Annotated in this window: 18 protein-coding genes and 2 pseudogenes; 6 read left to right on the top strand and 14 right to left on the bottom strand. The window is 68.8% G+C overall.

Translation table 11 applies throughout. The features are described from left to right. Positions 1–636: 636 nt before the first annotated feature. The 6 genes and pseudogenes from ACZ5CR_RS01900 to ACZ5CR_RS01925 all read right to left on the bottom strand — a co-directional run bounded on the left by ACZ5CR_RS01900 (position 637) and on the right by ACZ5CR_RS01925 (position 7,694). Positions 637–1,854 (bottom strand): GNAT family N-acetyltransferase, encoded by a 1,218-nt coding sequence (locus ACZ5CR_RS01900; protein ID WP_468852585.1) that lies wholly within the window; start codon positions 1,852–1,854, stop codon positions 637–639. A 626-nt stretch (positions 1,855–2,480) separates the two neighbouring features. Next, on the bottom strand, positions 2,481–3,641 hold the full coding sequence (locus ACZ5CR_RS01905; RefSeq protein WP_468852982.1) for a sulfotransferase family protein: 1,161 nt from the start codon (positions 3,639–3,641) through the stop codon (positions 2,481–2,483). Beyond that, a pseudogene (locus ACZ5CR_RS01910) lies at positions 3,627–3,811 on the bottom strand (IS5/IS1182 family transposase); the annotation flags it as partial. The pseudogene ACZ5CR_RS01910 and the gene ACZ5CR_RS01905, both read right to left, overlap by 15 nt. Before the next feature lie 97 nt (positions 3,812–3,908). Then, the gene (locus tag ACZ5CR_RS01915; protein WP_468852983.1) at positions 3,909–5,279 is read right to left on the bottom strand and encodes an FAD-binding oxidoreductase; all 1,371 of its coding nucleotides are present in this window, start codon (positions 5,277–5,279) and stop codon (positions 3,909–3,911) included. Positions 5,280–5,616: 337 nt separating this feature from the next. Then, on the bottom strand, positions 5,617–6,471 hold the full coding sequence (locus ACZ5CR_RS01920; protein ID WP_468852587.1) for an alpha/beta hydrolase: 855 nt from the start codon (positions 6,469–6,471) through the stop codon (positions 5,617–5,619). Further along, the gene (locus ACZ5CR_RS01925) at positions 6,468–7,694 is read right to left on the bottom strand and encodes a metal-dependent hydrolase family protein (RefSeq protein WP_468852590.1); all 1,227 of its coding nucleotides are present in this window, start codon (positions 7,692–7,694) and stop codon (positions 6,468–6,470) included. Before ACZ5CR_RS01925 ends, ACZ5CR_RS01920 begins: the two co-directional genes overlap by 4 nt. Positions 7,695–7,786: 92 nt before the next feature. Between ACZ5CR_RS01925 and ACZ5CR_RS01930 the strand changes: the two genes are divergently transcribed. Both ACZ5CR_RS01930 and ACZ5CR_RS01935 read left to right on the top strand, forming a co-directional pair. Next, the gene (locus tag ACZ5CR_RS01930) at positions 7,787–8,353 is read left to right on the top strand and encodes a TetR/AcrR family transcriptional regulator (RefSeq protein WP_468852592.1); all 567 of its coding nucleotides are present in this window, start codon (positions 7,787–7,789) and stop codon (positions 8,351–8,353) included. Between the two features lie 411 nt (positions 8,354–8,764). Further along, positions 8,765–10,075, top strand: a complete 1,311-nt coding sequence (locus ACZ5CR_RS01935) for an NAD(P)/FAD-dependent oxidoreductase (protein ID WP_468852594.1) — start codon at positions 8,765–8,767, stop codon at positions 10,073–10,075. A gap of 361 nt (positions 10,076–10,436) precedes the next feature. Here ACZ5CR_RS01935 and ACZ5CR_RS01940 read toward each other — a convergent pair whose 3' ends face one another. From ACZ5CR_RS01940 to ACZ5CR_RS01965, 6 genes and pseudogenes are all read right to left on the bottom strand, one after another. After that, entirely contained in the window at positions 10,437–11,690 is a 1,254-nt protein-coding gene (locus tag ACZ5CR_RS01940) for a PucR family transcriptional regulator (RefSeq protein WP_468852597.1), read from the bottom strand. 132 nt (positions 11,691–11,822) lie between these two features. Then, positions 11,823–12,124, bottom strand: a pseudogene (locus tag ACZ5CR_RS01945) (hypothetical protein); the annotation flags it as partial. Positions 12,125–12,131: 7 nt separating this feature from the next. Beyond that, the gene (locus ACZ5CR_RS01950) at positions 12,132–13,703 is read right to left on the bottom strand and encodes a PTS ascorbate transporter subunit IIC (protein WP_468852599.1); all 1,572 of its coding nucleotides are present in this window, start codon (positions 13,701–13,703) and stop codon (positions 12,132–12,134) included. A 62-nt stretch (positions 13,704–13,765) separates the two neighbouring features. Continuing rightward, positions 13,766–14,575 (bottom strand): PTS sugar transporter subunit IIAB, encoded by an 810-nt coding sequence (locus tag ACZ5CR_RS01955; protein WP_468852602.1) that lies wholly within the window; start codon positions 14,573–14,575, stop codon positions 13,766–13,768. Between the two features lie 236 nt (positions 14,576–14,811). Next, on the bottom strand, positions 14,812–16,377 hold the full coding sequence (locus tag ACZ5CR_RS01960) for an alkaline phosphatase D family protein (RefSeq protein ID WP_468852605.1): 1,566 nt from the start codon (positions 16,375–16,377) through the stop codon (positions 14,812–14,814). Beyond that, positions 16,374–16,952 carry a phosphoesterase gene (locus ACZ5CR_RS01965; RefSeq protein WP_468852607.1) on the bottom strand — a complete coding sequence of 193 codons (579 nt, stop codon included), beginning with the start codon at positions 16,950–16,952 and terminating at the stop codon, positions 16,374–16,376. Before ACZ5CR_RS01965 ends, ACZ5CR_RS01960 begins: the two co-directional genes overlap by 4 nt. A gap of 326 nt (positions 16,953–17,278) precedes the next feature. On the opposite strand from ACZ5CR_RS01965, the gene ACZ5CR_RS01970 reads away from it, so the two are divergent. Beyond that, the gene (locus ACZ5CR_RS01970) at positions 17,279–19,015 is read left to right on the top strand and encodes a chitinase (protein ID WP_468852609.1); all 1,737 of its coding nucleotides are present in this window, start codon (positions 17,279–17,281) and stop codon (positions 19,013–19,015) included. Positions 19,016–19,419: 404 nt separating this feature from the next. Beyond that, entirely contained in the window at positions 19,420–20,949 is a 1,530-nt protein-coding gene (locus tag ACZ5CR_RS01975) for an MFS transporter (protein ID WP_468852612.1), read from the top strand. 119 nt (positions 20,950–21,068) lie between these two features. Here the strand turns inward: ACZ5CR_RS01975 and ACZ5CR_RS01980 are convergent, their stop codons facing one another. Further along, entirely contained in the window at positions 21,069–21,857 is a 789-nt protein-coding gene (locus ACZ5CR_RS01980) for a bestrophin-like domain (protein WP_468852615.1), read from the bottom strand. A gap of 217 nt (positions 21,858–22,074) precedes the next feature. Here ACZ5CR_RS01980 and ACZ5CR_RS01985 point away from each other — a divergent pair, with 217 nt between their 5' ends. After that, the gene (locus tag ACZ5CR_RS01985; RefSeq protein ID WP_468852617.1) at positions 22,075–22,626 is read left to right on the top strand and encodes an AAA family ATPase; all 552 of its coding nucleotides are present in this window, start codon (positions 22,075–22,077) and stop codon (positions 22,624–22,626) included. A gap of 436 nt (positions 22,627–23,062) precedes the next feature. Beyond that, complete coding sequence (locus ACZ5CR_RS01990; RefSeq protein ID WP_468852619.1) at positions 23,063–23,404, top strand: hypothetical protein; 342 nt, start codon at positions 23,063–23,065, stop codon at positions 23,402–23,404. A gap of 190 nt (positions 23,405–23,594) precedes the next feature. Here the strand turns inward: ACZ5CR_RS01990 and ACZ5CR_RS01995 are convergent, their stop codons facing one another. Then, complete coding sequence (locus ACZ5CR_RS01995) at positions 23,595–24,509, bottom strand: LysR family transcriptional regulator (RefSeq protein ID WP_468852621.1); 915 nt, start codon at positions 24,507–24,509, stop codon at positions 23,595–23,597. Positions 24,510–24,539: the final 30 nt, after the last annotated feature.

Here is a 24,539-nt window from a genome sequence, read left to right on the forward strand (position 1 = left end):
CCGCCCCACCCCCCCCCCCCACCCCCCCCCCCCCCCCCCCCCCCCCTCCCCCCCCCCCCCCCCCCCCCCCCCCCCCCCCCCCCCCCCCCCCCCGGCCCTGCCGCCGTAATCCGCAGCAGCGCCTCTTTCTTCGTCAGGGTCCAGGCAATCCGGCTCGGGGTGACGGTCGGTGCAGGCGTTGCCGCGCCGGTCCTGTTCCTGGCAACACCCTGGCCACCTACGGTCACCAGCCCGAGGACCCGGCACGCGCCGCCCAGGCCGTCATCAACGCCGTCACAGCCGAAGAACCCCCGCTGCGCCTGCTGCTGGGCAAGGCCGCGTACGACATTGCCACCTCCAAGCTCGACTCCCTCAAGACCGCCTCCGACGGTGGCGGGAGATGACCCTCAGCGCCGACTTCCCCATCGAACCAACCGCAAGCTGACCGCGTACATCACCAGACGCCTCCCGGAGAAGGACTCTGGTCTTGCGTCAGCGGGGGCGAGCGCCGGGACTGGGCCGCTTGACCAGCCGGGAAGGCTGGCGTGGCTTGGGCCGGTGCGGCGACCGGCAAGTATCGGCCGGAGCAGCCACGCGGCCCCCCACGATCGGAGTGTGGCCGAGCAGGGGCCAAGTTCCCGCTCGGCGAGCGTGCGGTCAGAACCAGTGCAGGCAGTGCGGGGAGTGCTCGGCGCGGAAGAGGGCATCGGCGAGGACGGCCGCGCCCGGGTGGTGGGCCCGGATGTGTCCGGCACGTACCAGCGTGCTCGGGGCGGTGCCGCCGAGGTAGACCGAGCCCAGGTCTCTCACGTCCAGAGACAGGTCGGGCTCCCGGTCCGTCGGGACGCAGTCGGCCCTGTTGTCCCGGACGGTCAGCAAATAGCGGCCGTGCTCGCCGAGGAACGGGTCCTCAACGTCGAGGACGAGCTCGCCGTCCGTGAACCAGCCGCGCGCGGTCAGAGCACCCGGGACGTCCAGGATCCGGACCCAGAGCCAGTCAGTGTCACCGCTCACCTCGCCGGCACGGAAGTCCGCGAACTGCCAGCGCAGCGGGTGCTCGGGCGGGACGTGCTTGAACACGACCTGGGAGACCAGGTCGTGTCCGAGTGTGAACCGGGCCAGGGCAGTGAAAACGGTGTCTTGGGTGGCGATGGTCTCGTCCACCGTCAAGGTGCCGGACTTGATCGAGTAGCTGGCGTATCCGTCAGGGACGCCGTCGGCGTCCCGGTGAACGGCGACATAGCGCGGCGCCGGCGAGATCGGGGGCTGTCCCGCACGCAAGGCCCACCAGCGGTGCGGCCGCGACAGCGCGCCGGGCTGCGCACGGCGATACCGGTCGTAAACATCTTCCAGGATCTCGCCGCACTCGGCACGCCGCAGCATTTCGACCGAGCCGGTCGTCGGGGCGTCGGCCGCTGTACGCGCCCGGGGAACGGCGAGGGCGGCCTGGTAGCGCGGCACCGTCAGCTGTGCCGTGCGGGTCGCAGGTCCGTAGCCGAACCGGCCGTAGATCCGGGCCTCGGAGGCCAGCAGCACGGAAAGGAACTCCCCGCGGGCCCGCAACTCGGCGAGCTGATGCCGCATCATCGCGCTGAGCACGCCCTGACGCCGGTGCGAGGGCAGGACACCGACGGCGGTCACCCCGGAGGCCGGGACGAGGGTCTCACCGGGCAAAGTGAGCTCGAAGGAGTACGCGGCGGCGGTGCCGACGGGCCGTCCCTCCGCCGTCAGGGCGAGCAGGCAGCGGTCCTTTTCGAGCGCCGACCACCAGAGCCCACCGCCCTCGACCGGGGTTTCCGGAAAGCTCCCGAACGCGGCATGGACTGTGTCGACGAAGACATCAATGTCCTCGTCGGTCGTGGAACGAATCTCCATTGCCGCCGCTGCCTCCTCGAAATACCGGCACCACAACTCGTGGTGTCCGGACACCATGCACCGCCGACCCGCGGCCAGCCCGAACGAACTACGACCGTTCACAGCGTGACCCCGTCCCGGCCCGGGCGCGCTGACCACTGAATCCCGGGGCTAATTCGCACCGCTCGTCAGGCACAACGCGGAGTCCGGGGCCGGCCGCGAAGGTGCGATGCCACGAACGGCCTGGTGCTCCAACTTCAGCGGCAACCGGCCAAGGTTCGCTGTCCTAGGCTTCCCGTTGTCCCAGGCCCCCCGTTGCCCGACTCCCGCTCACCACGTTGCCCGACTCCCGCTCACCACTGGATGGCGGCCGGAAACGATCAAGGCCATGGTATAGGCCGTCGACGGTGGTGGGTGGCTCGGTCGTCGCGTGGGGCACGTGGCGCGTTTCCATGGAGGCGCGGTGCGCTCCTTCGCGGCCGCCGGGCTTCCGGGGTGCCAGGCCTCGCCGCAGCCGCAGGAACAGCGCCTGGCGCAGCGGTGTACGAACGGGCAAGTACGCACTGTGGGGCCACGGCCGAACGCCGCCTCGAACGCTGCCTGAAGGAAGGAGAGTTCAGGGCTTGCAAGTGCGCAGCCGTCGACCGCTACGCCCCCAGCGCAGTGGGGGAGCCCTTCAGGGCCCGGCTACCCGGAGCGCAGCTGGCCCTCAGGTCCTTGAGTTCGGCGGGCGTCAGCTGCTTCCTGGCTGAGCCGCGGCGGCTGCCGTCGAGCCGGTCGCTTGCGCCGTCCAGCCACTGGCGCGAAGGCTCGACCCCGATGAATGCGGCGAGGCGGGCGAGCTCCTCCTGGGGAGCGTCGAGGAGATCCTCGTAGGCAAGTGTCATGCGCTGAGCGGCGGGCAGTTCGCCGAGGAACCGTGCGCCCTGGGCGACGAGTTCGGACCACAGGGCGCCGAACCGGCGCAGAGGAAAGCCACGCTCCTGTACGAGGGCGGGGTCGAAGCGCTCGTTGAGCAGGGGTGCCAGATCCGGCGGCAGGGAGCGTACATCCTCGTCCGTCAGGTCGCCGAAGCTCTCGACGCCCGTCCGCTCCTTGATCTCACGCATCAAGGTGATCACGCGATATCCGGGGTGACGGCTCATGGACAGGGCACAGTCGGGCCCGTCGCGGAACAGGTGCACGAATTTCGCGTGGGGGAAGGCAGCTCGCAGCCCTTGGGCCCAGCCCGTCGAGTAACCGGAGCGTTCCACGACGGCGGTGCGTCCCAACCGTGCGCCGAGCCACTCGAAGAGTGCTTCGTGGTGTTCGGCTGCGGTGCGGTCGGGCCAGTCGATGACCGCCGCCCGGATTTCGTCGAGCAGCCCGTCGGGGTCGTCGGTGAGGTGGGGCAACACCATGAGAGAGAGCGCGGGGATGCCGGTGCTCTGCGCCGTGTACTGCCCCGGGCGGCGCGTGTAGAGGAACTCGGGCATCAGGAGCCCGCTGCGGATCATGTTCGCGAAGTACGGGGTGGGCCGGAAGAGGGCCTCCCAGAACTCGCCGCCGGAGACCTGGCCTTCTGGGAAGGCCGCGTCCCCTACGGAGGCCATGTATTCGTTGAGGCTGAGGACGTCGGGGTGGGTGTTGAGGATGCTGGACAGCGCGGTGGAGCCACTGCGGCCCGTGCCGATGACGAAGGTCAGACTGCGCAAGTCGCTCTCCGGTTGCCAGGGGCAGGTGTTCCGGCGCTCTGTGCACCTCAGCACACTCACACCGATGGCACCAGGTGGCCCCAGAGGGCAGCGGCAGTCGGAGAGCCAGGCCATGGTGCGTTCCACGGTCCAGCGGTGGAGGCCCAGCCGCTGCGCGGACTCGACTCCCTTGCGGGCGATGCCGCTCGTGATGCCGCGCCGCGCTCGCGTAACCATCGCCGCAGGTAAGCGTAGTCGTAGCCCTTGTCGGCGTGCGGTTTGCCGGGCTTGCGTCGTCGTCGGCCGCGGCGCGAGCGGATGTGGGCGGTCACTCCCGACGGGCCGTGCGTAGAACTCCGGCTCTGGAAGCTCCGCGGCTCCGTCTTGTACTTGGCCAAGGGGTCATGCCGTCCCGAGTGCTTTGCCGGGGTTGAGGATCCCGGCCGGGTCGAGAGCACGTTTCACCGCGCGATGCATCTCCAGGACGGTCGGGCCGAGTTCACGGGTGAGGCCGTGCCGCTTGAGCAGTCCCACGCCGTGCTCACCCGTCACCGTCCCACCCAGTTCAAGGGCGTCCGCGATGATGTCGTCGAACGCCGCGCGGGCCCGGACCTGAGCCGCCGCGTCACCGTGTTCCGTCACAAGCAGCGGATGCAGGTTGCCGTCGCCGACGTGCGCGATGTTAGCGATGGTGATCCGGTGCTTCTCCGCGGTCCGGTCGATGCGGGCCAGCATCTCCGCCACCGCCCCGATGGGCACACAGACGTCCTCCGTGAGTACCGGCCCCAGCCGCTCGAGCGCGGGGAAGGCCAGTCGGCGGGCCGCGAAGAGCATCTCGGCCTCTTCGTCCGTCTCCGACCGGTCCGCCCAGGTGGAGCCGGCCCCGCGGAAGCAGTCGACGATCCGGCGGGCGCCGTCCTCGGCGGCGCGGCCATCATCGTCGAAACGGGCCAGGAGGACCACGTCCGCCTCGGCGGAGAGCCCCATGTTCTTCCAGGCGTCGACCGCGCGCAGACAGTGCCGGTCGACGAGTTCCAGCGCGGCCGGCCGCAGCCCGGCGGCAGCGGTCGCACGTACCGCCGCACCGGCCTGCCCGATGCTGTCGAAGTAGCCGACGGCGGTCACGCCGACCGGAGGCAGGGGTCGCAGCCGGACCGTGATCTCGGTGACGACACCAAGAGTGCCCTCGGCACCCACCATGAGGCCCACGAGGTCGTAGCCGGCGACCCCCTTCGACGTACGGCGTCCGAGCCGGACCACCTCGCCCGTGCCGGTCACGACCTCCAAACCCAGGACATAGTCGCGAGTGACGCCGTACTTGAGGCAGCACACTCCGCCGGCGTTCGTCGCGACATTTCCTCCTATGGTCGACCAGGGCGAACTGGCAGGGTCAGGCGGGTACCACAGGCCGAGTGTCGCTACGTGGGCGCGCAGGTCGTCGTTGACCACACCGGGCTGCACGACGGCGAGGCGCTCCAGCTCGTCGACCTCCAGCACCCGATCCATGCCGTCCAGCGCGAGGATCACGCCTCCTTCGACGGCATTGGCGCCCCCCGACAATCCAGTACCGGCGCCGCGTGCAACCAACGGGACTCCTTGGTCCAGGCACGCACGAACCACGGTCCGGACCTCGTCGGTGCTCTTGGCGCGTACGACGGCCACCGCTCGGCCAACTGGCGCCCACATCGCCTGGTCGTGGGAGAGACCGGCGACGATGTCCGGATCAGTCACCACCCGGCCGGCGGGCAGCCGTCGCCTGAGTACCTCGGCGATGCCCACGGCAGGGGTCGTCGTGCTGACGAAGTCCCGCTCGGCCACCCGCACACCTCCAGAAAAGTTGTCTCACATATGAATGCAACGAAGATGGCACCCGCGCTGCCGGGCAGCCGGTTCGTGGATGACGTGCGCGAAAGACCGGTGGAAGTCCGCGCGAGGCCCCGCACGCCGATCCAGTCGAGCGTTGGGTGGCGCGCTTCCAGGCGCGACCGGCCCGGGCTCGACACGCGTACCGGTCGGGTGCGGGGAGTGGTGGCAGGCACTCGGGGCGGCGGCACGGGCCAGGAGCGCCGCCGCCCAGCACGGCGGTCAGGCAGAGCCGCGGCGTCCAGGCTCACTGGGCACGGCAGGTCCTGAGGTAGCTGAGGAACGATGCCTGCAGCCCAGTTACATGCGTTTCGTGCATGAGTGCGCTGGTGACGGAGCCGTTGCGTGCGGTGAGGTGATGAAGGAACGTGGCCGCGTTCTTCGCGAGATTCTGGTAGACCGCGAGGTCTCCGAGGATCTCCCGGTCGTTGAAGGTCACGTGAAGCTTGGTATCAGGCAGGGTGTCACCCATTGCTTGAAGAAGGGCGAAGACCTGACTGTCCGCATTGACGATGCCGGGGCTGCCCGCGCCGATGCTCTCGAAGAAGGTGCTCTTGGTGAGCCAGGCGTAGAGGCTGAAGAGTCCGCCGTAGGAATAGCCGAAGAGGCCGTGACCGCTCGGGGCAGTGCCGTAGTCGCGTTCGATCCGCGGGTGCAGGTCGTCGGTGAGGAAGTTCAGGAACATGTCCCCGCGGCTGTCGCTCAGTTCAGCGAGGTAGGCGTCGGCTTGCTCGCGAGTCATCGTGCCTGTTTCGATCCCCATCTCCACCGCATCGACGTACTCCTTCGCGATGGGTTCGCCGGGGGGCACGAGGTCGCGGTTGCGCAGCCGCTCCCACTGTTCTGCTTCCTCGCCTGCGTAGCCCACGCTGACCTGGACGTAGGGCTGGATCGACTGCATGGGGTCCAGTTGCGTGACGATGAGGGGGGCGGTCATGCCCACGGCCCAGTTGCCGTCGAGGACGTACACGACAGGTGCTTGTGCCGCGGCAGGGTCGTAGCGCGGTGGCGTGGTGACCCAGATGCCGTAGTCGTGCCCACCGCTGGAGCGCATCTCGAAGTAGTCGGTGTGGGCGAGGCAGCCCTGCCACATGGTGCTCATCTGAGGTCCTTCACGATTTGGCCGGCCTGGATGACGAGGACGGCGTTGGTGGGGTCGGAGAACAGTTCTGGGTCTTCGAGCGGGTTGCCGTTCCACAGAACGAGGTCTGCCTGCGCGCCGGGAGCGATGACCCCCACCTGGCCGGACAGGCCGAGGATCTCGGCGTTGGTCCGGGTCGCCGCCACGAGCGCTTCCATCGGCGTCTCGAGGGCTGCGCGCAGGCTGAGTTCTTTGCCGCGACGGCCCTGGGCCGGACCGATGAGGTCGGAACCCAGCCCGATCCGTACTCCTGCGTGCTTGGCGACAGCGAGCGCCTTCGCCATCTGCTCGCGTACGCCCTCGACTCGGTCGCGGGTCGACTCGGCGAGACCGGCTCCGGCGGTGTCGTGCAGCAGTTGCTCGACGACAGCGAACGTGGGCACGAGGGCAACCTCGCGAGCCGCCATCAGAGCCGCTGTGGATTCGTCGAGACTGGTGCCGTGCTCGACACAGCGCACCCCGGCCTCGACCGCGTTGCGTATGCCCTCGTTGTTGTGGGCGTGAACGGTCACATAGGTGTTCCGTGCCGCGGCTTCTTGAACTGCGACAGCGATCTCTTCCACGGTGAACTGGGTGTCGGACAGTCGGTCATGTGCGCCCACCACTCCGCCAGTGACGCAGAGCTTCAGGAAGGAGGCTCCGCGACGGAAGGCTTCGCGGACGTTGTGTCGCAGTTCGTCCGCGTTGCCCGCCATCATGGAGAGGGCGCACAGGCCCGGGATGTGGTGGCTGCTCCACAGCTCGGTGGGTTCCCATTCGGCTCCGTAGTAGCCGTGCCCGCCGATCTGGCATTGAACCGGTCCGCACGAGAGGATGCGTGGCCCTCTGACCTTGCCTTTCGCGATCGCGGTGACGACACCGCCGTCGATCCCACCGGTGTCGCGAACGGTGGTGAAGCCGGCGTCGAGCGTCGCGCCGGCCGTGGCGAAGATGTCCGCCGCGATCTCGGCGGCGCTTATCTGAAACGAGAAGTGCGGCTGGATCGGGCTCGACAGGCCCAGGTGGACGTGAGCGTCGATCAGGCCGGGCGTCATCGTCAGTCCCTCGGCGTCGAGACGCTCACCGTGCGCGCTGGAGGCACCGAGTCGGGTGATGCGGCCGTTCTCGATAGTGATGTCGAGGTTGCTGGGGTCGCGCCCCGATCCGTCGATGACCGCCGCGCCGACTACATGAGCAGGTCCCATGGTCGATCCTCCGTCGTTGCGAGCTGGCTGCGACCATGTGCGAAGCAACACGGAACCGCCAAACTGTCTTTTCCAATGGATAAACTGTGGGAGTGATCCTGTCAACCTCGGAACGCAAGGGCAGCGCGCGCGAGCGACTCCTGGCACGGCTTCTCGACGCCTTCGGCGAGGCCTTTCCCCCGCCGGAGATGTCGCTCCGTGAGATCGCCGCCCGGATCGAGACCAGCCACGCCCTGTTGCGATACCACTTCGGGTCGCTCTCGGGCGTCTTGGCCGCCATGCTCAAGGCGCAGCGATCGCGAGACAACGAGGTACTTCTGGAGGCCGCCCAGCAGGGCACCTTCAACGATTTCGTTGCGGCGATCTGGCGCACTTACACGCGACCGGAGCAGCTGTCGCGTACCCGCGGCTTCTTCTACGTCGTCGGACTGGCCGCGTACAGCCCCGAGGACTTCCGAGAGTTCGTGGAGTCGATCGGCGACCTGACCGTGATGCTGTCCTCACTCGCGGAACGCGAAGGGCTCGACACGAAGGAAGCGCGGGATGTGGCCACCGTCACCGTTGCCGCGATTCGCGGCCTCCTCTTGCAGGAAGTCCTGGCCCCTGGAACCCGCTTGGAGGACGCGGTCACCTTGATCCTGCGCATGAGAGAGGGCTGATCCGTTCCACGATCACGTCCGGATCGTTGAGCAGGCCCTCGGCCCTTGCCGCCGCCTCACCTGATCCCTCGGCCCCTGCCTGCGGACGCGCTGACAGACAGCCTCCCGGTGGCTCCGTCTTCCCGCTGGCGGAGCCGCACGCGACCCGGCTCTCGGACCATCCGAGGTCGCCGCGGCATACGACCTCACCAGCCAGGCTTCCCGCCTCCGCCAGGCTCATGGTGGGTCCTGACAGCTGAGCGTCGGCGTACACGCGCGCGACAACTGTCGGGTTCGAGGACAGAAAGTGGCGACAACGGTCGCCGGAACATGGTCTCCGACCTGCGTAATGTGCGGACAACGGGCGGAGCGGCGACCCTCCGCGCCGCCGGAGGAACTGTCTGGTCCGGCAACGAGAAGGTGGGTTGGAACATGGCTGAGAGCACAGACGTAGTCGTCGTCGGGGCCGGGGTGATCGGATCCTCTATCGCCCTCGAACTGGTGCGGAGCGGGCTGCGGGTCGTCGTGGTCGACAAGTTCGGCGGCGCGGGCAACGGCTCCACCAGCGCCTCGAGCGCCGTGGTCCGCTTCACCTACCCCACGATCGCGGGCGTCAATGCGGCTTGGGAGTCCCGTCACTGCTGGGAAGCGTGGCGCGACCATCTCCAGGCACCCGCCAGTGAACCCCTCGCGGCGTTCAACCGCTGCGGCGTCACCCTGCTGGACGTGGACTTCGCACCCTGCGGCATGTTCACGCGACATTTCGACAAGGCCGGTGTCCCGTACGAGAAATGGGATGCACGAGAGCTGTCCAAGCGGTTGCCCGCCGTGGACACCGGCCGGTACTTCCCGCCCCGCCCCGTGGATGACGACGAGTTCTTCGCCGACGCGTCCGCTCGGCTCGGTGCTCTCCACACACCCGACGGGGGCTTCATCGACGACCCGCGACTCGCCGCGCACAACCTTGCTACGGCGGCCCAGCGGCACGGAGCCGCCTTCCGCTGGAAGAGCCCCGTCACCGCGGTGACCCAGCGCGGGGGACGCGTGCGCGGGGTGCGCCTCCAGGATGGAACCGAACTGTCCGCCGGGGTGGTCGTCAACGCGGCCGGCCCATGGTCGGGACAGCTCAACCGGCTCGCCGAAGTGGGCGGCGACTTCACCGTCGGTCTGCGGCCGCTGCGCCAAGAGGTACACCACGTAGCGGCGCCCGCCGGCTACAACGACGCCGGCGGCGACGGGCACGCACCGGTGCTGGCCGATATGGACCTCGGCACGTACATACGGCCCGAGGGCAGGGAGTTCCTGCTCGTCGGCGGCACGGAACCCGAGTGCGACCCGCTGGAATGGCTCGACGATCCGGACGACGGGAGTCCCACTCCGACCGTGTCGCAGTTCAGGACGCAGGTGACGCGTGCGGCTCGCCGACTGCCCGGCCTGCGCGTCCCCAACAAGCCTCGCGGTGTGGCAGGCGTGTACGACGTGACCGACGACTGGACCCCCGTATACGACCGAACCGAGCTTGCCGGCTTCTACGTGGCCGTAGGCACCAGCGGTAATCAGTTCAAGAACGCCCCTCTGGTAGGCCGCCTCATGACCACCCTGATCCACGGTGTCGAAGGCGGGCACGACCACGACCGGAGTGCGCTCACGCACACCTGCGAGCACACCGGCCAGACCATCGACCTCGGTGCGTTCTCACGCCGCCGCCGGCCGGCCCCATCTACGGGCACAGTCCTCGGCTGACGCCGACCGCTGAGCCGGGTTCCCCGCCGAAGAGGATGGCCCGTACCCGGCGGTCGACCACCTGTGCAAACCTGGCGAGCCGGAGGGGGTTTCCCTCCTCTGCTGGAGCCAACGACCGGCGTGGTGGGGGTGTCACCTGTCCCCCCCCGGGTCGCGGCCCGGACCGCCCGGGGGCCGGTCAGGCGCGCTCGCGCCATCCGGTAGCACATCGGCCGCCTGAGGGGAGAAGGCACACCCAGCCGAAGGAGCTCACCTGCATGGACCACTACACCGTCTCGGCCGACCTGGTGCCGGGCAACCGCACAGCGCACGCCGGAAGTTCTGCGGCAACCGTAGCAACGTGCCCAGCTGCTGCCCGTGCTCAGAACACCACGTCCGGCGCATTCATCGACGCCGGCAGGCGGGGGTGCAATTCTGCCGCCTTCAGGCCGAGATGCGCGGCCAGTCGGTCATCGCCGACGTCCAGTCGCAGTCCAGTGAGCTGCTCAACGCGATGCAGCCGTTTGTAGAGCGTGGAGCGGTGGACATGTAGGGCGGTGGCGGCATGCCGGGCATCGCCGGCGTGATCGAGATACACCCGCAGAGTTTCCACCAGCCCACGGTGCGCGAGGTTCGAAAGCAGGGGGCGCAGCCCCGGGTGGATGCCCTCGGCAAGCTGGTCGGGGGTGAGCTTGCCCAAGAGCGCGTACACCCCCAGCTGTGCATGAGCCACCACGTGACCCATGGTGCCCGTGATACGGGCGACCTCGGCAGCGCGGCGAGCTTCCTCGTAGGAAGAGAGGGCCTCGGTGAGGCGTGGGCGTGGCCCGCCTACGCCCACCCAGCAGGCGGCCCGTCCCAAGCCGAGTTCCGCGACCAGCTTTTCGCGCAGTACCTCGGCAAGCTCGGCGGCATTGCGCTCGATGACCTGGGAACGTGCCCCAGGCCAGATCGTCAGCAGAAGCGCGTGATCCGGACGCGTCAGGGCCAATCCGCGCGAGGGAGGAAGCCGCCGTCGACAGTGGTCGACTGAGAGCTCCAGGGCCAGACGGCGTTCTTCAGCCAGAGGCTCGCCCTCTTCGCCCCCCACCATGGCTACCAGGACGGCGACCGGGCCAGCCACGGCGTGTTGCTCCTCGACGAGCGCGACACCCGCCTCCGTCCGGAGCGCCTGGTCCGGGGCGATCAGGTCGCGGACCAGCTCCCTGGCATGGCTGCGAGTCACTTCTACGCCAAGGTGGCCGCGGTGCAGGACCAGGGCGGCTTGCGCAGCCGCCTCGCGCAGCAACTCGACGGCCCGGTCGCCGACCGGGCCATCGGAGCCGATCAGCCATACGTAGCCGAGCAGGGCATCGTCGTAGCGGATCGGCATACCGACCCGTTCCATGGTGATGCCGATCTGGGGGCACGGCGGAAGAGTGAAGACATCGAAAGCCTGGGCAGCGCCCTGCTCGCAGACGTGCGCGACCAGCGCGGTCGACACACCACGGTGCATGACCGATTCGATCCGGGCGTCGTCCACGTCGCCAGTGTGCGCGTTGTACGCGAGCAGCTTGAGTCGCGCGTCGTCGACGGCGATCGACCGGCCAAGGCGGGCGCCGAACGCGTCGACAAGTCGCTGCAGCTCCGAAACCATCTCGGCACTGTATAGGGGACATGTACTTTCCACAGATCGGCATACGGCATCGGCCATCGGTCATGGACACGACACGCGAAGCGGGGCATCAGGGCCGCGTGTTCCTGAAGTCTTGAACGACAGCCCGCCCGATCGGTGGAGGCGACGGCAGCCGGCGAGCCGAGCCATCGTGCGCTCATGATGCACCGGTGCCGCTCGAGCCGCTGCGAGGTTTCGGCGCCTGTTGCTGGCGACGCGATGCCGTATGCCTCGCTGGGAAAGCCATCGCCCCCCCCTCACGGCACTCATGTCCACCGAGCTGATCGCGCATCGCGGCCAGCCGAGCTCACTACGGCAGCCGAGTTCGTCCAGGACAAGCCGGTGCAATGGGGTCGACACCCTGGCCTTGGCCCACTCGGGAACCGGCGGTGAGCCGTGGCACCGGACGGACCAAACGCTCAGTTAGTCCTCTGGCCGAGGCGGCTTCGGTGCGCCCGCCGGTGGGGCGATCTTCGCGTACTTCCGAGTGGTGGTCGGGGCCGAGGTCTCCTGGGCATCGAGGGTCTCCCGCTCCTTCGGAGGCAGGAACTTGTCGCGCGCGGCTCCCGGGTCCCAGCCGGTGTCGACGACCTTCTTCTGCCAGGCGATGGCAGCGATGAGGATGGCGACGCCGATCAGTAGCAAGAGGACGATGCCCGCCACCGAGCCCGCCTTCGCCGCGTTACCGATGATCAAGCCGAACCAGCCGAAGTCGGCGTCCCCGAACGTCGTGTTGGCCGAACCGAACGAGCCGAGCACCCCGAGCAGGAACGCCGGCAGGAGGGTGATCAGGACGCCGTTGAGGAACGCGCCGACGGCGGCGCCGCGGCGGCCGCCCGTCGCGTTGCCGAAGACGCCCGCCGCGCCACCGGTGAAGAAGTGCGGGACCAGGCCCGGCAGGACCAGGGCCGTGCCGAACGCGGGGTTGAGGACCCCGGCCAGCAGCCCCAGGGTCACCAGGCCGCCGGTGAAGGAGCAGATGAAGCCGACGAGGACGGCGTTCTGCGCGTAGGGGAAGACGATGGGTGCGTCCAGCGCGGGGATGGCACCGGGCACGACCTTCTGAGCGATTCCCTGGAAGGCGGGGACGAGTTCACCGAGGATCGTGCGGACGCCGAAGAGGATGACGGCGACGGCGATGCCGAATTGGAGGCCCTGGCCGAGTGAGGACATCAGGTAGTTGCCGACGCCGGTCGAGCCGGGGTCTCCCTTCCCCGACGAGTACGCCCGGAATGCCTCCGTCCTGCCGACCTTGGCCAGGAAGACAATGGCCATGATCATGTAGATGAGGACCATGGACAGGGCCGTAGCCACCATCGAGTCGCGCAGGAAGCGCAGGCCCTCGGGGAGGTTCATCTCCTCCGTGGAGCGGCTCTTCTTGCCGATGGCCTGTCCGGTCGCGCCGGAGACGATGTAGCCGGCCGTGCCGAAGTGCCCGACGGCGACGGTGTTGTTGCCCGTGACGCGTTTGGTCCAGGGGTGGGCGAAGGCCGGCATCGCGACCAGCATGATGCCGAGCAGGACGCCACCGGCCACCACCACGACCCATGAGGTCACTCCTGCCGTGGCGAGGACCATCGTCAGCAACGTCGCCATGAACAGCATGTGATGGCCGGTCAGGAAGACGTACGAGAGCGGTGTGAAGCGCGCCAGGAGCAGACTGACGAGGAACCCGAGGATCATCAGCCACGCCACACGCGAGCCGTACTCGGCCTGGGCGATGCCGACAATGGCCTCATTGGTGGGGATGACGCCGTGCGAGCCGGTCGAGCCGGTGATCATCTTGCCGAGCGGTTCGAGCGAGGCGGTGACAAGGGTCGCACCCGCGCCGATCAACAGGAAGCCGAGCGTCGCCTTGATGGCGCCGCCGACGACCTGGCCGGTCGACTTCTTCAGGGCGATCAGGCCGACGGCGGTGATGATGCCGATGAGATAGGCGGGGACGGCGAGGATTTCATTGACGATGAATTTCGCGATGTCGACGAGGACGTTCATGGGGTTCCCGGGATTTCCTGGAGGTTCGGCGGGGACGGAGCGTGGGGGAGGAGGCCGGATTTTCAGACGTCGTACAGATCGCGCAGCGCGGCGTCCACTTCCTTGGTGTTGGTGAAGTCCTCGATCACTCGCACAGGCACGCCTACGTCGCCCAGAGCCCTGGCGATCTCACGGGAGGTCAGGATGGCGACGGCCTCCGAGGCCTTGCCCTTGGCGGAGATGGTGTCGGTGGCCTCGGTGTTGATGTAGCGGGACCACTTCCACCGGTCGAGCACTTTGTCGAGCGTCGACTTGAGGAACAGGCTCGTTCCGACGCCGTTGCCGCAGACGGTGAGGATCGTGTGCGTGCCACCGGAGCCGCCTGCGGCCTTGGTGGCCGCGGGCTCGGCAGACCCGTCAGATCCGGCCGACTCGGCGGGTTCCTCGGCCCTTACGAGGATCTGCCGCACGGACTCGGGGGTCGGCGCCTGGTCGAGGGCATCCACCGTCTCCGGGTCGCCAAGCAGTCGGGCGAGGGCGCCCATCGCCTGAGTGTGCGCGGAGGCGTCCGTCGCGGCCAGGGCGACGACGAGGCGGACCGGGTCGTTCGTGTCGTGGCCGAACGGTACGGGCTCGACAAGACGCACCCAGGACATGCCGGTGTGACGCACGGCGGGCGATGGCCGCGCGTGTGCGAAGGCGAAGCCGGGAGCGACGACGATGTACGGCCCGTTCTCCTCCACCGTGCGGAGCATCTCCTGGGTGTACACGTCCGTACTGACGCCGTTCGCGACCAGCAGGTCCCCGGCGGCACGGATGGCGCCCTGCCAGTCGGGGGCGGGGACGTCGAGGCGGATGGCCTCGACGGGGAGCAGTTCGGTGAGCTGGGGCATGAGGCAGGGATACCTCATCGAAGCGCGAAACTGATGAAGATTCCGTCTGGCTCCTGAGGTGACGTGTCGCGGCCTTCGTCACCTTCTCCTCCGTATGTGTCGGGGAGCCCTTCTGCGCTCCCCGCACCCGAGGGAACGGCCCCTGACGGCGACCACCAAAGGGGCGTCCTGCGAAAGGTTGGTACGGCACCGGGACGTGCCCCGGTCTCCGGGCCGGGGCACGCTGAAACCCAGTGTCAGTCCCTGCGGTACTGGGCGGGCGACCCCTTGGTGTCCGGGTCCTCGTAGGACCCGGCCGCGCCCCGGTCCACATGGAACGTCGTCAGCGTGCTGATGGGCGAGCGCGGGTCCCGGCGGTCACCGATGACCCGCATGTGCGCGCTGAACCGCTCCGGCGTCACCTCGTACACGTCGTAGCCGTACCGATTGCCCTCGAAGTACTTCAGGTGCGGATTGGCCTCGCCCATCAGGGGGCCATTGGCCGCGTTCCAGTCCGCGGAGTACGCGCCGGAGGTCACCGAGTGCGCGGTGAACTCCGTGCCCAGCAAGGGGGACTCCGGCTCGTCGAAGTCGGTGCGGATGTCGTCGACGAACGCCGAGTGCCAGTCACCGGTGATCACGACCAGGTCCTCCAGGCCGCTGTCGTGCACGTGCCCGAGGACCTCCTTGCGCTCGGCGAGGAAGCCGTCCCACTGGTCGGTGAACATGTACGAGCCGCCAGGACGGCCCCGGAGCTGGCTCAGCATGATCGAGTTGGCCCATACGTGCCAGGCGTCGGGGGCTCGGTCGACGGTCTTCTTCAGCCACGCTTTCTGCTCGATGCCCAGGATTGTGCCGTCGGGGAGGTTCTGCGCCGAGCGGTACGAGCGCAGGTCGAGGACGGCGAGCTCCAACAGGTCGCCCCAGCGCCGCACCCTGTGGATCTCCGGGTCGGGCAGTGCTGACCCGCCGAACGAGTCGCGGTGCGGCATGTGTTCGAACCACGCCTGGTACGCGGCCGCGCGGCGCCGCATGAACGGGGCGCCGCCGCCGGTGCCGCTGTAGTCATTGACGACCTCGTGATCGTCCCAGGTCAGGAACCACGGGTGGGCGGCGTGTGCCTCGCGCAGCGATGTGTCGCCCTTGTACAGGGCATGTCGCTTGCGGTAGTCGGCGAGCGTGAGGATCTCCGGGCCGTCGTGGTCCCGCACGTACTTCTCGGGTACGCCGCCGACCTGGCCGTGCTCGTAGATGTAGTCGCCGAGGTGCATGACGAAGTCGACGTTCTCGCGGGCGATGCCGCGATGAGCGGCGTAGAAACCGTCGTGGAAAGCCTGGCAGTTGGCGGCCGCGAAGGTGACCTTGGAGACGCGGCCGAGCGGCGCCGTCTTCGTACGCCCGACACGGCTGGTCCTTCCCAGTGCCTTGAACGCATACCAGTAGTGCCGACCCGGGGCGAGGCCGCTCACCGGAACGTGCACGCTGTGGCCGAGCGTCGCGGACGCCGGTGCCGTGCCCCGGGCGACGACGCGGCGCAGCCCGGCGTCCTTGGCGACGACCCACTCGACCTCGACGACCTCGGGAAGTCTCTGCTCGGCGGCGAGCGGTTCGGGGGCGAGTCTGGTCCACAGCACCACGGAGTGCGGCTGCGGATCACCGGAGGCGACGCCGAGCGTGAAGGGCGCGCGATCGTACTCGGCACCGAGGTTCTCGGCGGCCTCGCGGGCCTGTGCCGGGGTGAGGCCCGGGGCGAGCGGCCAGGCGAGGCTGAGCGCGCCGACAGTCGCGGCGGACTTGAGCAGGTCACGTCGGTTGACGGTCATCGGCGGTCTCCGGTGGTGCTGAGGGTGAGGGAAAGGGCGTCCGCGTAGCCGTCGTTGGAGGTGCCGCCGCCGGTGCGCGTGAAGACGAGCAGGACCCGCGCCGATCGGGCGGTGGGCGGCACGGCGGCCTCGGCCGTGCGCTTCAGGAGGCCGGTCTTGCCCTGCCGGTCGGCCGTGCTGACAGGGCCGAGGACGCTGAGGGCGACCGGGGTGCCCTTGGCGTCGCGGAACTCCACGGAGAGGCGCGCACCGTCCTCCTGTCCGGCAAAGCCGCCGAGCCAGCCGGCCAGCGTGTAGCGGACCTTGCCCGCGTCGACGGCGCGGCGTCCGGTCGGACCGACCCTGGGCAGGTCGATGTCCTGCACCAGCGCGGTGCGCGGGCTGTTGCCGCCCGAGAAGAAGCGGCTGCCGCGGCGGGGCGGGCCGGCGTCCGACGCGGTCGGGTAGCCGCCGCCGAGACTGTAGGCGATGAGCGCCGGGGCTCCCTGGGTGACCTTCCAGCCGCGGACCTTCGAGACGGGATCGGCACTGCCGCCGGACCCGCTCTCCGCGTCGCCATTGACGACGAGATTCACGCACGCCTCCTGTGATCGATGAGTTGAGCGCGGTCATCCCACCAGCCCCACGTGAACCAGGAGAAGCATTCCGGCGAATTCTGTTACCGCCGTACATCGCTGCACAGGGCTGTACGTCCGCTGTACGTCCGCCGCCTCGCGGGGCCATCCCTGCACGCGTGGGGATGGCCCCCAGTGGCGCAGTGCGGTGCGGTCCTCGAGTGCCCGGCAGGCGGGTCGTTTCGCCAGAGGTCTTGACAACTTGATTGGTCTGGACCAGCTTTGCGCACAGTGGCGGTGGCCACCGGCTCTCACCTTCGTCCTTCGCTTCACCCTGGAGGCATTCCGTGGACCGTGTACGTAAGGGCAGACCCGGCGTTCGCCGGAGAATCGGCGCGGCGCTCGCCGTCGGCGCGGCCGCCGCGCTCGCCGTCACCGGGCTCGCCGTGCCTGCGCAGTCGGCGGACGCCAAGGCGGCGGACGTCACGGCGGCGGACGTCAACGTCGCCAAGAACGCCGGGTTCGAGTCGGACCTGAGCAACTGGACCTGCGCCGCGAACAGCGGTGCCGCCGTGACCTCCCCCGTGCACGGCGGCACGAAAGCGCTCAAGGCCACTCCGGCGGGCCAGAGCAACGCCGAGTGCTCCCAGATCGTCAAGGTGAAGCCCAACTCGACGTACAAGCTCAGCAGTTGGGTCCAGGGCAGCTATGCCTACCTCGGCGCCCGCGGCACCGGCACCACGGACGTGTCGACCTGGACGCCGGGCAACTCGTCCTGGCAGCAGCTCTCCACCAGCTTCACCACCGGTGCGAACACCACGTCGGTCACCGTGTACACCCATGGCTGGTACGGACAGGGCGCGTACTACGCGGACGACGTGAGCGTTCTCGGCCCCGACGGGGGCGGCGGTACCGACCCGGTGGAGATACCGGCCGTACCGACCGGCCTCGCAGCGGGGACGACGACGTCCACGTCGGTGGACCTGTCCTGGACCCCGGTGTCCACGGCCACCGGATACACCGTCTACCGCGACGGCACGAAGGTCGCCTCGACCAGCGGCGCCTCCACCACGGTCACCGGTCTGACACCGGAGACCACCTACAGCTTCCAGGTGAGCGCCTCGAACGCGGCGGGTGAGTCCGCGAAGTCGACGACGGTCTCCGCACGGACCGCCAAGGGCGGCGGCGGAGACGGCGGCACCGTGCCCAAGCACGCGCTGACCGGCTACTGGCAGAACTTCAACAACGGCGCGACCGTGCAGAAACTGCGGGACGTGTCCTCGCAGTACGACATCATCGCCGTCTCCTTCGCCGACGCCACCACCACGCCGGGCCAGATCACCTTCAACCTCGACCCGGCCGTCGGCTACTCCTCCACCGCCGACTTCAAGGCCGACATCGCCGCGAAGCACGCCGCGGGCAAGTCCGTGATCCTCTCGGTCGGCGGAGAGAAGGGCACCATCTCGGTCAACAGTGACGCCTCCGCGGCGGCTTTCGCGAACAGCGCCTACGCGCTGATGCAGGAGTACGGGTTCGACGGCGTCGACATCGACCTGGAGAACGGCCTCAACCCCACCTACATGAGCAAGGCGCTGCGCCAGCTCGCCGCGAAGGCGGGCTCGAAGATGGTGCTCACGATGGCGCCGCAGACCATCGACATGCAGTCCACGTCCGGTGGGTACTTCCAGACGGCGCTGAACGTGAAGGACATCCTCACAGTCGTCAACATGCAGTACTACAACAGCGGTTCAATGCTGGGCTGTGACGGCAAGGTCTACAGCCAGGGCAGCGTGGACTTCCTGACCGCACTCGCCTGCATCCAGTTGGAGGGCGGCCTCGACCCGTCGCAGGTCGGCATCGGCGTCCCGGCGTCGACGCGCGGCGCGGGCAGCGGTTACGTGGCCCCGTCGGTCGTGAACAACGCCCTCGACTGCCTGACCCGGGGCACCGGCTGCGGCTCCTTCAAGCCGTCGAAGACGTACCCGGGGCTGCGGGGCGCCATGACGTGGTCCACAAACTGGGACGCGACGGCGGGCAACGCCTGGTCGAACTCCGTCGGCCCCAAGGTGCACAGCCTTCCGTAGCGGATAAGCGACATGGCGGGGCGGGCAGACCAACCACGGTCCGTCCCGTCCCGCCCGGGATCTCGACGAGGTGCGGCGGCGCGGCCGAGCCCTTCGCTTGAGTCGCGCGGCCGACGCTTCGTCGGCGAACTCGCATCCGGCAACTGCGGCACCTGAGCCGAAGGGCTCCTGATCGCCTCGCCGCCACCGCCCGAGGGCGGCGGCGAGGCGCTGATGCATGCCGGTGGGATCGGGTGCCGTATCGGCAGATGGGGTTCGGCGGGCCCCACGGGCCCGGACCGCCCCGCCTGGCCCTTGGCGTCGCAGGCGGGGCAGAGGGTGACCATTATGCGGACGTACGTACGGTCGATTTCCGGCCGGTGCGACGATTCGCCGGTACGTCCGCACCACCCCGGAAGGCGCTCGTGAGCTCCACCTCCCCCTTGCCCGGCAGCACGATCCCGGCGACGACGCCGCGCACGGTACTGATCCGCTCAGCGGCGGACGTCTCCGATCTGGTCAACTCGGGCACGGCCCGCGGCCGTCACGCCAAAATGATCGTGATCATCGCGCTCGGCGGCATCTTCCTCGACGCCTACGACCTCAGTTCCCTCGCCTACGGGCTTCCCGACATCACCGAACAGTTCGGCCTCAGCTCCGCCATGGCCGGCACGGTCACCGCCTCGATTAGTGTGGGGTCCCTCGTCGGCGCTCTGGTCGGCGGCTGGCTGGTGGACCGGATCGGCCGCTACCGGGTCTTCATGGCGAACATGCTCTTCTTCGTCGTGACCGCGTTGGTGTGTGCGCTGGCGCAGGACGTGTGGACGCTGATCGCGGCGCGCTTCGTGATGGGCATCGGCGTCGGCATGGACATCCCCGTCGCGATCGCGTTCCTCGCCGAATTCTCCCGGCTGCGCGGCAAGGGCAGCAAGGGCTCACGCACGGCTGCCTGGTCGCCCGCCTGGTACAGCGCGACCAGCGGCTGCTACCTGGTGATCATGCTGCTGTACTTCCTCCTGCCCGACGCCCAGCTGGGCTGGCTGTGGCGCTTCACCGTCGGCTTCGGCGCTGTACCCGCGCTGCTGGTCCTGCTGCTGCGCCGGCGCTACATGAACGAGTCCCCGACCTGGGCCGCCGACCAGGGCGACCTGGAAGGCGCGGCGAAGATCCTTCGCCAGTCGTACGACGTGGACGCGCGCGTCGCCGACGATGTGCCCGCGCAGACGTCCCGCCCGCCCCGGCCCGGCCTCGGCGCCTACGCACGGCTCTTCACCCCTCCGTACTGCACGCGCACGATCCAGTCGGTGTCGGTCGGTCTGGCGGAGACCTTCGGGTACAACGCGGTCGCGTTCGGGCTGCCGATCATCATCGCCACACTGATGACCCAGGGCCCGCTGACCACGATCGCCTCCTCCTTCGCCCTGAACCTCCTCTTCGCTCTGACCGGCGGACTGCTCGGCATCCGCTGGGCATCCACCCGTGGCGCCTGGCCGATGATGACGCTGGGCTTCGCCATCCAGTTCGTCGCCATCACCGTGCTCGGCCTTATCGGGGAGCCGAGCGGGACGGCCGTGGTGACGGCAGGCATCCTGATGCTCGGTGCGTTCATGTTCGCCCAGGGCTTCGGCCCCGGCGCGCACATCATGAGCTACGCCTCGCTGGGTTTCCCCACCTCGATGCGCGGCGTCAGCATCGGCTTCAACCAGGCGGTGCTGCGCCTCGGTTCGACGCTGACCCTGTTCTTCTTCCCCATCCTCAGCAGCGGCCTGGGCACCCACGTCTACTGGGTCATCCTCGCCGCCCCAGTACTCGGTCTGGTCGCACTCCTGGTGAAGCGCTGGGAACCGGTCGGCTTCGACGCGGACGCAGAGGAACGGAGCCGACCGGAGGCCGCGGCATCCGACGGACTCGTGTCCGCCGCACACGGCCTGGGCTGCCAAGCTGACCGGAGCTGACTGCCCTGTCCTGGGCTCCAGAGGTGGTGCGCCCCTTCTTGAAGGGCCGGTGCCAGACGCGGAGTTCTGGGAACGTGCCAGCGGCGCACGGCTTCGTAGAGGCATATCCGTCAGGGAGGTCATCGCCAGAACTGCGCGAGCACGCCCTCCTTGAAGGGGGCAGGTGAAACGGCGAGGTCGCCCGCGAACGGATGGTCCAGCGTCAAGCACAGCAGCAGACTCACGCCGATCAGAGCGGCGACCGACACGACGAACATCAGATTCGCGCGCAGGCTCCTGATGCCGTAGAGCAAGGTCAGGGGGAGCATGACGAGCGCGCCGCCGTAGACGAGGATGTTGAGGAGCGACGGCAGGGACTGCTGGGCGTCGGAGAGCCGAGTTCGGCGTGCGCCCGCGATCTCGCCCAGCGTCGAGACGGACTGCTCGTAGTAGGTCTTCTCGGCCTCGGTCTGCGGCTCGTACTCCTGGAACACCTCGTACAGCGCGGTCACTTCGCGGTTGGTGACGTTGGGGTCGGGCTGTCCGTCGCGCATCAGCGGCCATTGCTCGTCGACGACGACACGGACATACGCCCCGACGGCGTTCGTCACCCGGCGCTCCTGCGCGGCCGGGAACGCGGGGGCATCACGCAGTACCTCGGCGGTCTGGCTGGCCTCGAGCGCGACGTTGGTCTGCGCCTCGTTGAGGCCCTCCCACTCGGCCACGACGACGAAGGCCAGGATGATGCCGTAGATCGCGGCGTACATGCCGAGCACGACGCCGATCATCTCGTTGTTTGTGCCGTTCGCATGGTGAGGGAATTTGCGCCGCAGCACCAGCAGGCCGACGACGGCAGCCAGTACGGCGCCGCCACCGAGCAGCCCGGCAAGCGCGAGAGTGCCGAAATGGTTGAGCAGCCAGATACCCACGGCTTCATAACGTCGATCCCTCGTCCGGGTTACTCCTTGGCTGCGGCGAGGCACAACGCGGACTGGCTCCGCCCGGCGGCGGGTTTCGGCCCCACTCAGCGATCTTTCGGGCCTGACTCGGCACTGGAGATTGGCCCCCGCCCAGACCGCGCGGCATGCTGATCCGACATGCCGGTCCCGTTGCGCGGGTAAGGCAACGGTGGCGAGGAGGGCCGCGTTGATCGTCTGGGTGAACGGTGCGTTCGGCAGCGGGAAGAGCACACTGGTGGACGAGTTGCGTTCGCGCTGGCCCGAGGTGCTGATCTGTGACCCGGAGATGGTGGGCTATGTGCTGCGGGAGATCGTGGAGGTGCCGACCGGCGACTTCCAGGATCTTCGGCTGTGGCGACGGCAGGTCGCCGACCTGGCGGTCGGACTGGTCGAGGAGTACCGCCGTCCGGTCCTGGTCCCCATGACCTTGGTCAACCCGGGTTATGTCGGTGAGATCTTCGGCGCGTTGGAGGACGCGGGCATCGGCGTCCACCACTTCTTCCTCAAGGTCTCGCGAGAGACCCTGGAACAGAGGATCGACGGCCGGAGCTTCACCCCGGACAATCCGGAGCAGGACGAGAAGGTTCGGCGCTGGTGCAAGGACAAGATCGCGCTGTGTACGGCGGCGGCCGACACGCTGCCCAGCGACACGGTGTTCCTGGACGGCCAGCTCACCCCGCAGGAGTTGGCCGGCCAGGTGCTGGACCGGGTGCGAGCCGGCGGACGATCCGGAGTGTGAGCGCGGTGGTGGCTGGCGGCGGGCCAGAGAGGGCGAAAGCCCGACGTGACTGCTGTGGCCCCCGACGCAGAGCGGGACGGCGGTCGTCCTGCTAGCCCCCCCGGCCGATGAGGCCCCGGACCCGTTCCAGGTATTGACGGCAACGAGCTGACCAGCACGGCGAGACGAGCGACGGAGAAAGAACGCCTCTCTGCGTTGCCACGAGGATAGCGATGTCCTGACCGCACGAAATCCCGACGCCTACGCATCCGCTGGGAACGACGCGACGACATGCGCGAGGTGTCTCTGGGCCTGGCTGTCCCTCGCGGCCTCTCAGGCTTCCCGCAGCGCCGACCGGGTGACAGCAGAGCAGCACGGTTGCGGAATGCCGCAGCCCGATCATCCAGGCCGCCAGACTACCCAGGCCCATCGCCACCACGGATTCCGGAGCCCTGTCATGACCCAGCCCTCCATCGAACCGACCGAAGCGGATGCCTTCCTGGCCGTGTGCGGACACACGCATCTCTTCCCGGGTGCCCGCTGTCGCCTCCAGGGGCTCCCCGATCCACAAGCCTTCGCAGCAGAGCCGAGGCCGATCGAACTGGAACTGCGCCTTTCCGATGATGTGGTCACCCAGGCGGAGTTGCTCACCGCAAAGTCGACGGGCCCCGTACTCGCCGTCCTGAGCTACACCACCGGTGCCGGCACCCTCATCGACGACCGCACCTGGCTGATCCGGGAGCTCATCCGAACAGGAGACGAAGTCGAGCTGACGATCGGTGGCCACGTCTCGGCCTGAGTACCGCATCCGCCGAACCTCTTCTCCCTCGTCGCCCCTTGAGGCGAGACTTGACGGGTGACCTCCCGACGCGTGGTCCCGCCCCTGTCCAGAGGACCTTCCGAAGCTCCGAAGCCTGCGAGGGAAGGGCAGTGGGACGGGCCGGGGAGCGGGTTCTCCCGCACGTCGCGGCCGTCTCTCCCGGAGGAAGCTAGGAGCTGGGGTGGTGCGGTTCGGGCAGGCGGTGGGTCATGAACGGGCGGGAGAGGATGAACTCCCTGAATTTCAGGGCGGCTTTGGACAGGTAGGCGTCGCGGCGCCAGACGAGGGTGAGCACCCGGTGGCAGGCGGGGGCGTCCAGGTGCACCCAGGCCACCGGGACGTGGATCTCGGTGGCCTGCCGGGACATCGCCGGGATCAGGCCGATGCCGAGGCCGGCGCTGATCAGGACCTGGCTCGCGCCCGGTTCGTCGCCCTCGCAGGACAGCAGGGGAGTGCACCCCGCGGACGCGAAAAGCCGGTCCAGCAGGGTGCGTTGCCAGTGCCCCCTGCGGGTGGTGACGAAGGGCTCGTCGGCTATCTCGGGGACCGTCACGCTCTCCCGCCCGTCCAGCCGGTGGCCGCGTGGAACGGCGAGCAGCACCTCCTCGCGGGTGAGCTCGATCGACTCCAGGTGCGAGCCGGGAAGGGGCTGGGAGGCGACACAGAAGTCGACCTCCCCGACGCGTAGCTGGCGTTGCATCTCCTCCGCGTTCGACTGGAAGAGCCGTACGTCGGCGCGGGGTTGGGTGGCGCGGAAGCTGGCCAGGACCGTGGTGATGGTCAGCTGGGTCTCGCTGGCGATGCTGACCCGGCCGAGTCCCAGGTCGCCGGCCTCGCGCACCGACCTGATGCCGTCGTCGAGTTCGCTGAGGGTGCGATCGACATGGCGCAGGAACAGTGCCCCGTATTCGTTGAGCCTGATCCCGCGGCCCTGCCGCTCGAACAGCGGGGAGCCGAGCTCGGCCTCCAGGCGCGCGATGGTGCGGCTCAGCGAGGGCTGGGCGATGCCCAGTTCGTCCGCGGCGCGGCTGATGTGCTCGAAGCGGGCAACGGTCTGGAAGTAGCGCAACTGGAGCAGATCCACGGTCCACCTTCACTTATGCCTGCCGAGGCA

The organism is Streptomyces sp. NPDC031274 (assembly GCF_055570235.1).

What these genes read in the sequence shown, in the direction of transcription:
- ACZ5CR_RS01900 (WP_468852585.1), bottom strand. Translation starts at nt 1,854, where the DNA reads ATGGAGATTCGTTCCACGACCGACGAGGACATTGATGTCTTCGTCGAC.
- ACZ5CR_RS01905 (WP_468852982.1), bottom strand. Translation starts at nt 3,641, where the DNA reads ATGGCCTGGCTCTCCGACTGCCGCTGCCCTCTGGGGCCACCTGGTGCC.
- ACZ5CR_RS01920 (WP_468852587.1), bottom strand. Translation starts at nt 6,471, where the DNA reads ATGAGCACCATGTGGCAGGGCTGCCTCGCCCACACCGACTACTTCGAG.
- ACZ5CR_RS01925 (WP_468852590.1), bottom strand. Translation starts at nt 7,694, where the DNA reads ATGGGACCTGCTCATGTAGTCGGCGCGGCGGTCATCGACGGATCGGGG.
- ACZ5CR_RS01935 (WP_468852594.1), top strand. Translation starts at nt 8,765, where the DNA reads ATGGCTGAGAGCACAGACGTAGTCGTCGTCGGGGCCGGGGTGATCGGA.
- ACZ5CR_RS01940 (WP_468852597.1), bottom strand. Translation starts at nt 11,690, where the DNA reads ATGGTTTCGGAGCTGCAGCGACTTGTCGACGCGTTCGGCGCCCGCCTT.
- ACZ5CR_RS01950 (WP_468852599.1), bottom strand. Translation starts at nt 13,703, where the DNA reads ATGAACGTCCTCGTCGACATCGCGAAATTCATCGTCAATGAAATCCTC.
- ACZ5CR_RS01955 (WP_468852602.1), bottom strand. Translation starts at nt 14,575, where the DNA reads ATGCCCCAGCTCACCGAACTGCTCCCCGTCGAGGCCATCCGCCTCGAC.
- ACZ5CR_RS01960 (WP_468852605.1), bottom strand. Translation starts at nt 16,377, where the DNA reads ATGACCGTCAACCGACGTGACCTGCTCAAGTCCGCCGCGACTGTCGGC.
- ACZ5CR_RS01990 (WP_468852619.1), top strand. Translation starts at nt 23,063, where the DNA reads ATGACCCAGCCCTCCATCGAACCGACCGAAGCGGATGCCTTCCTGGCC.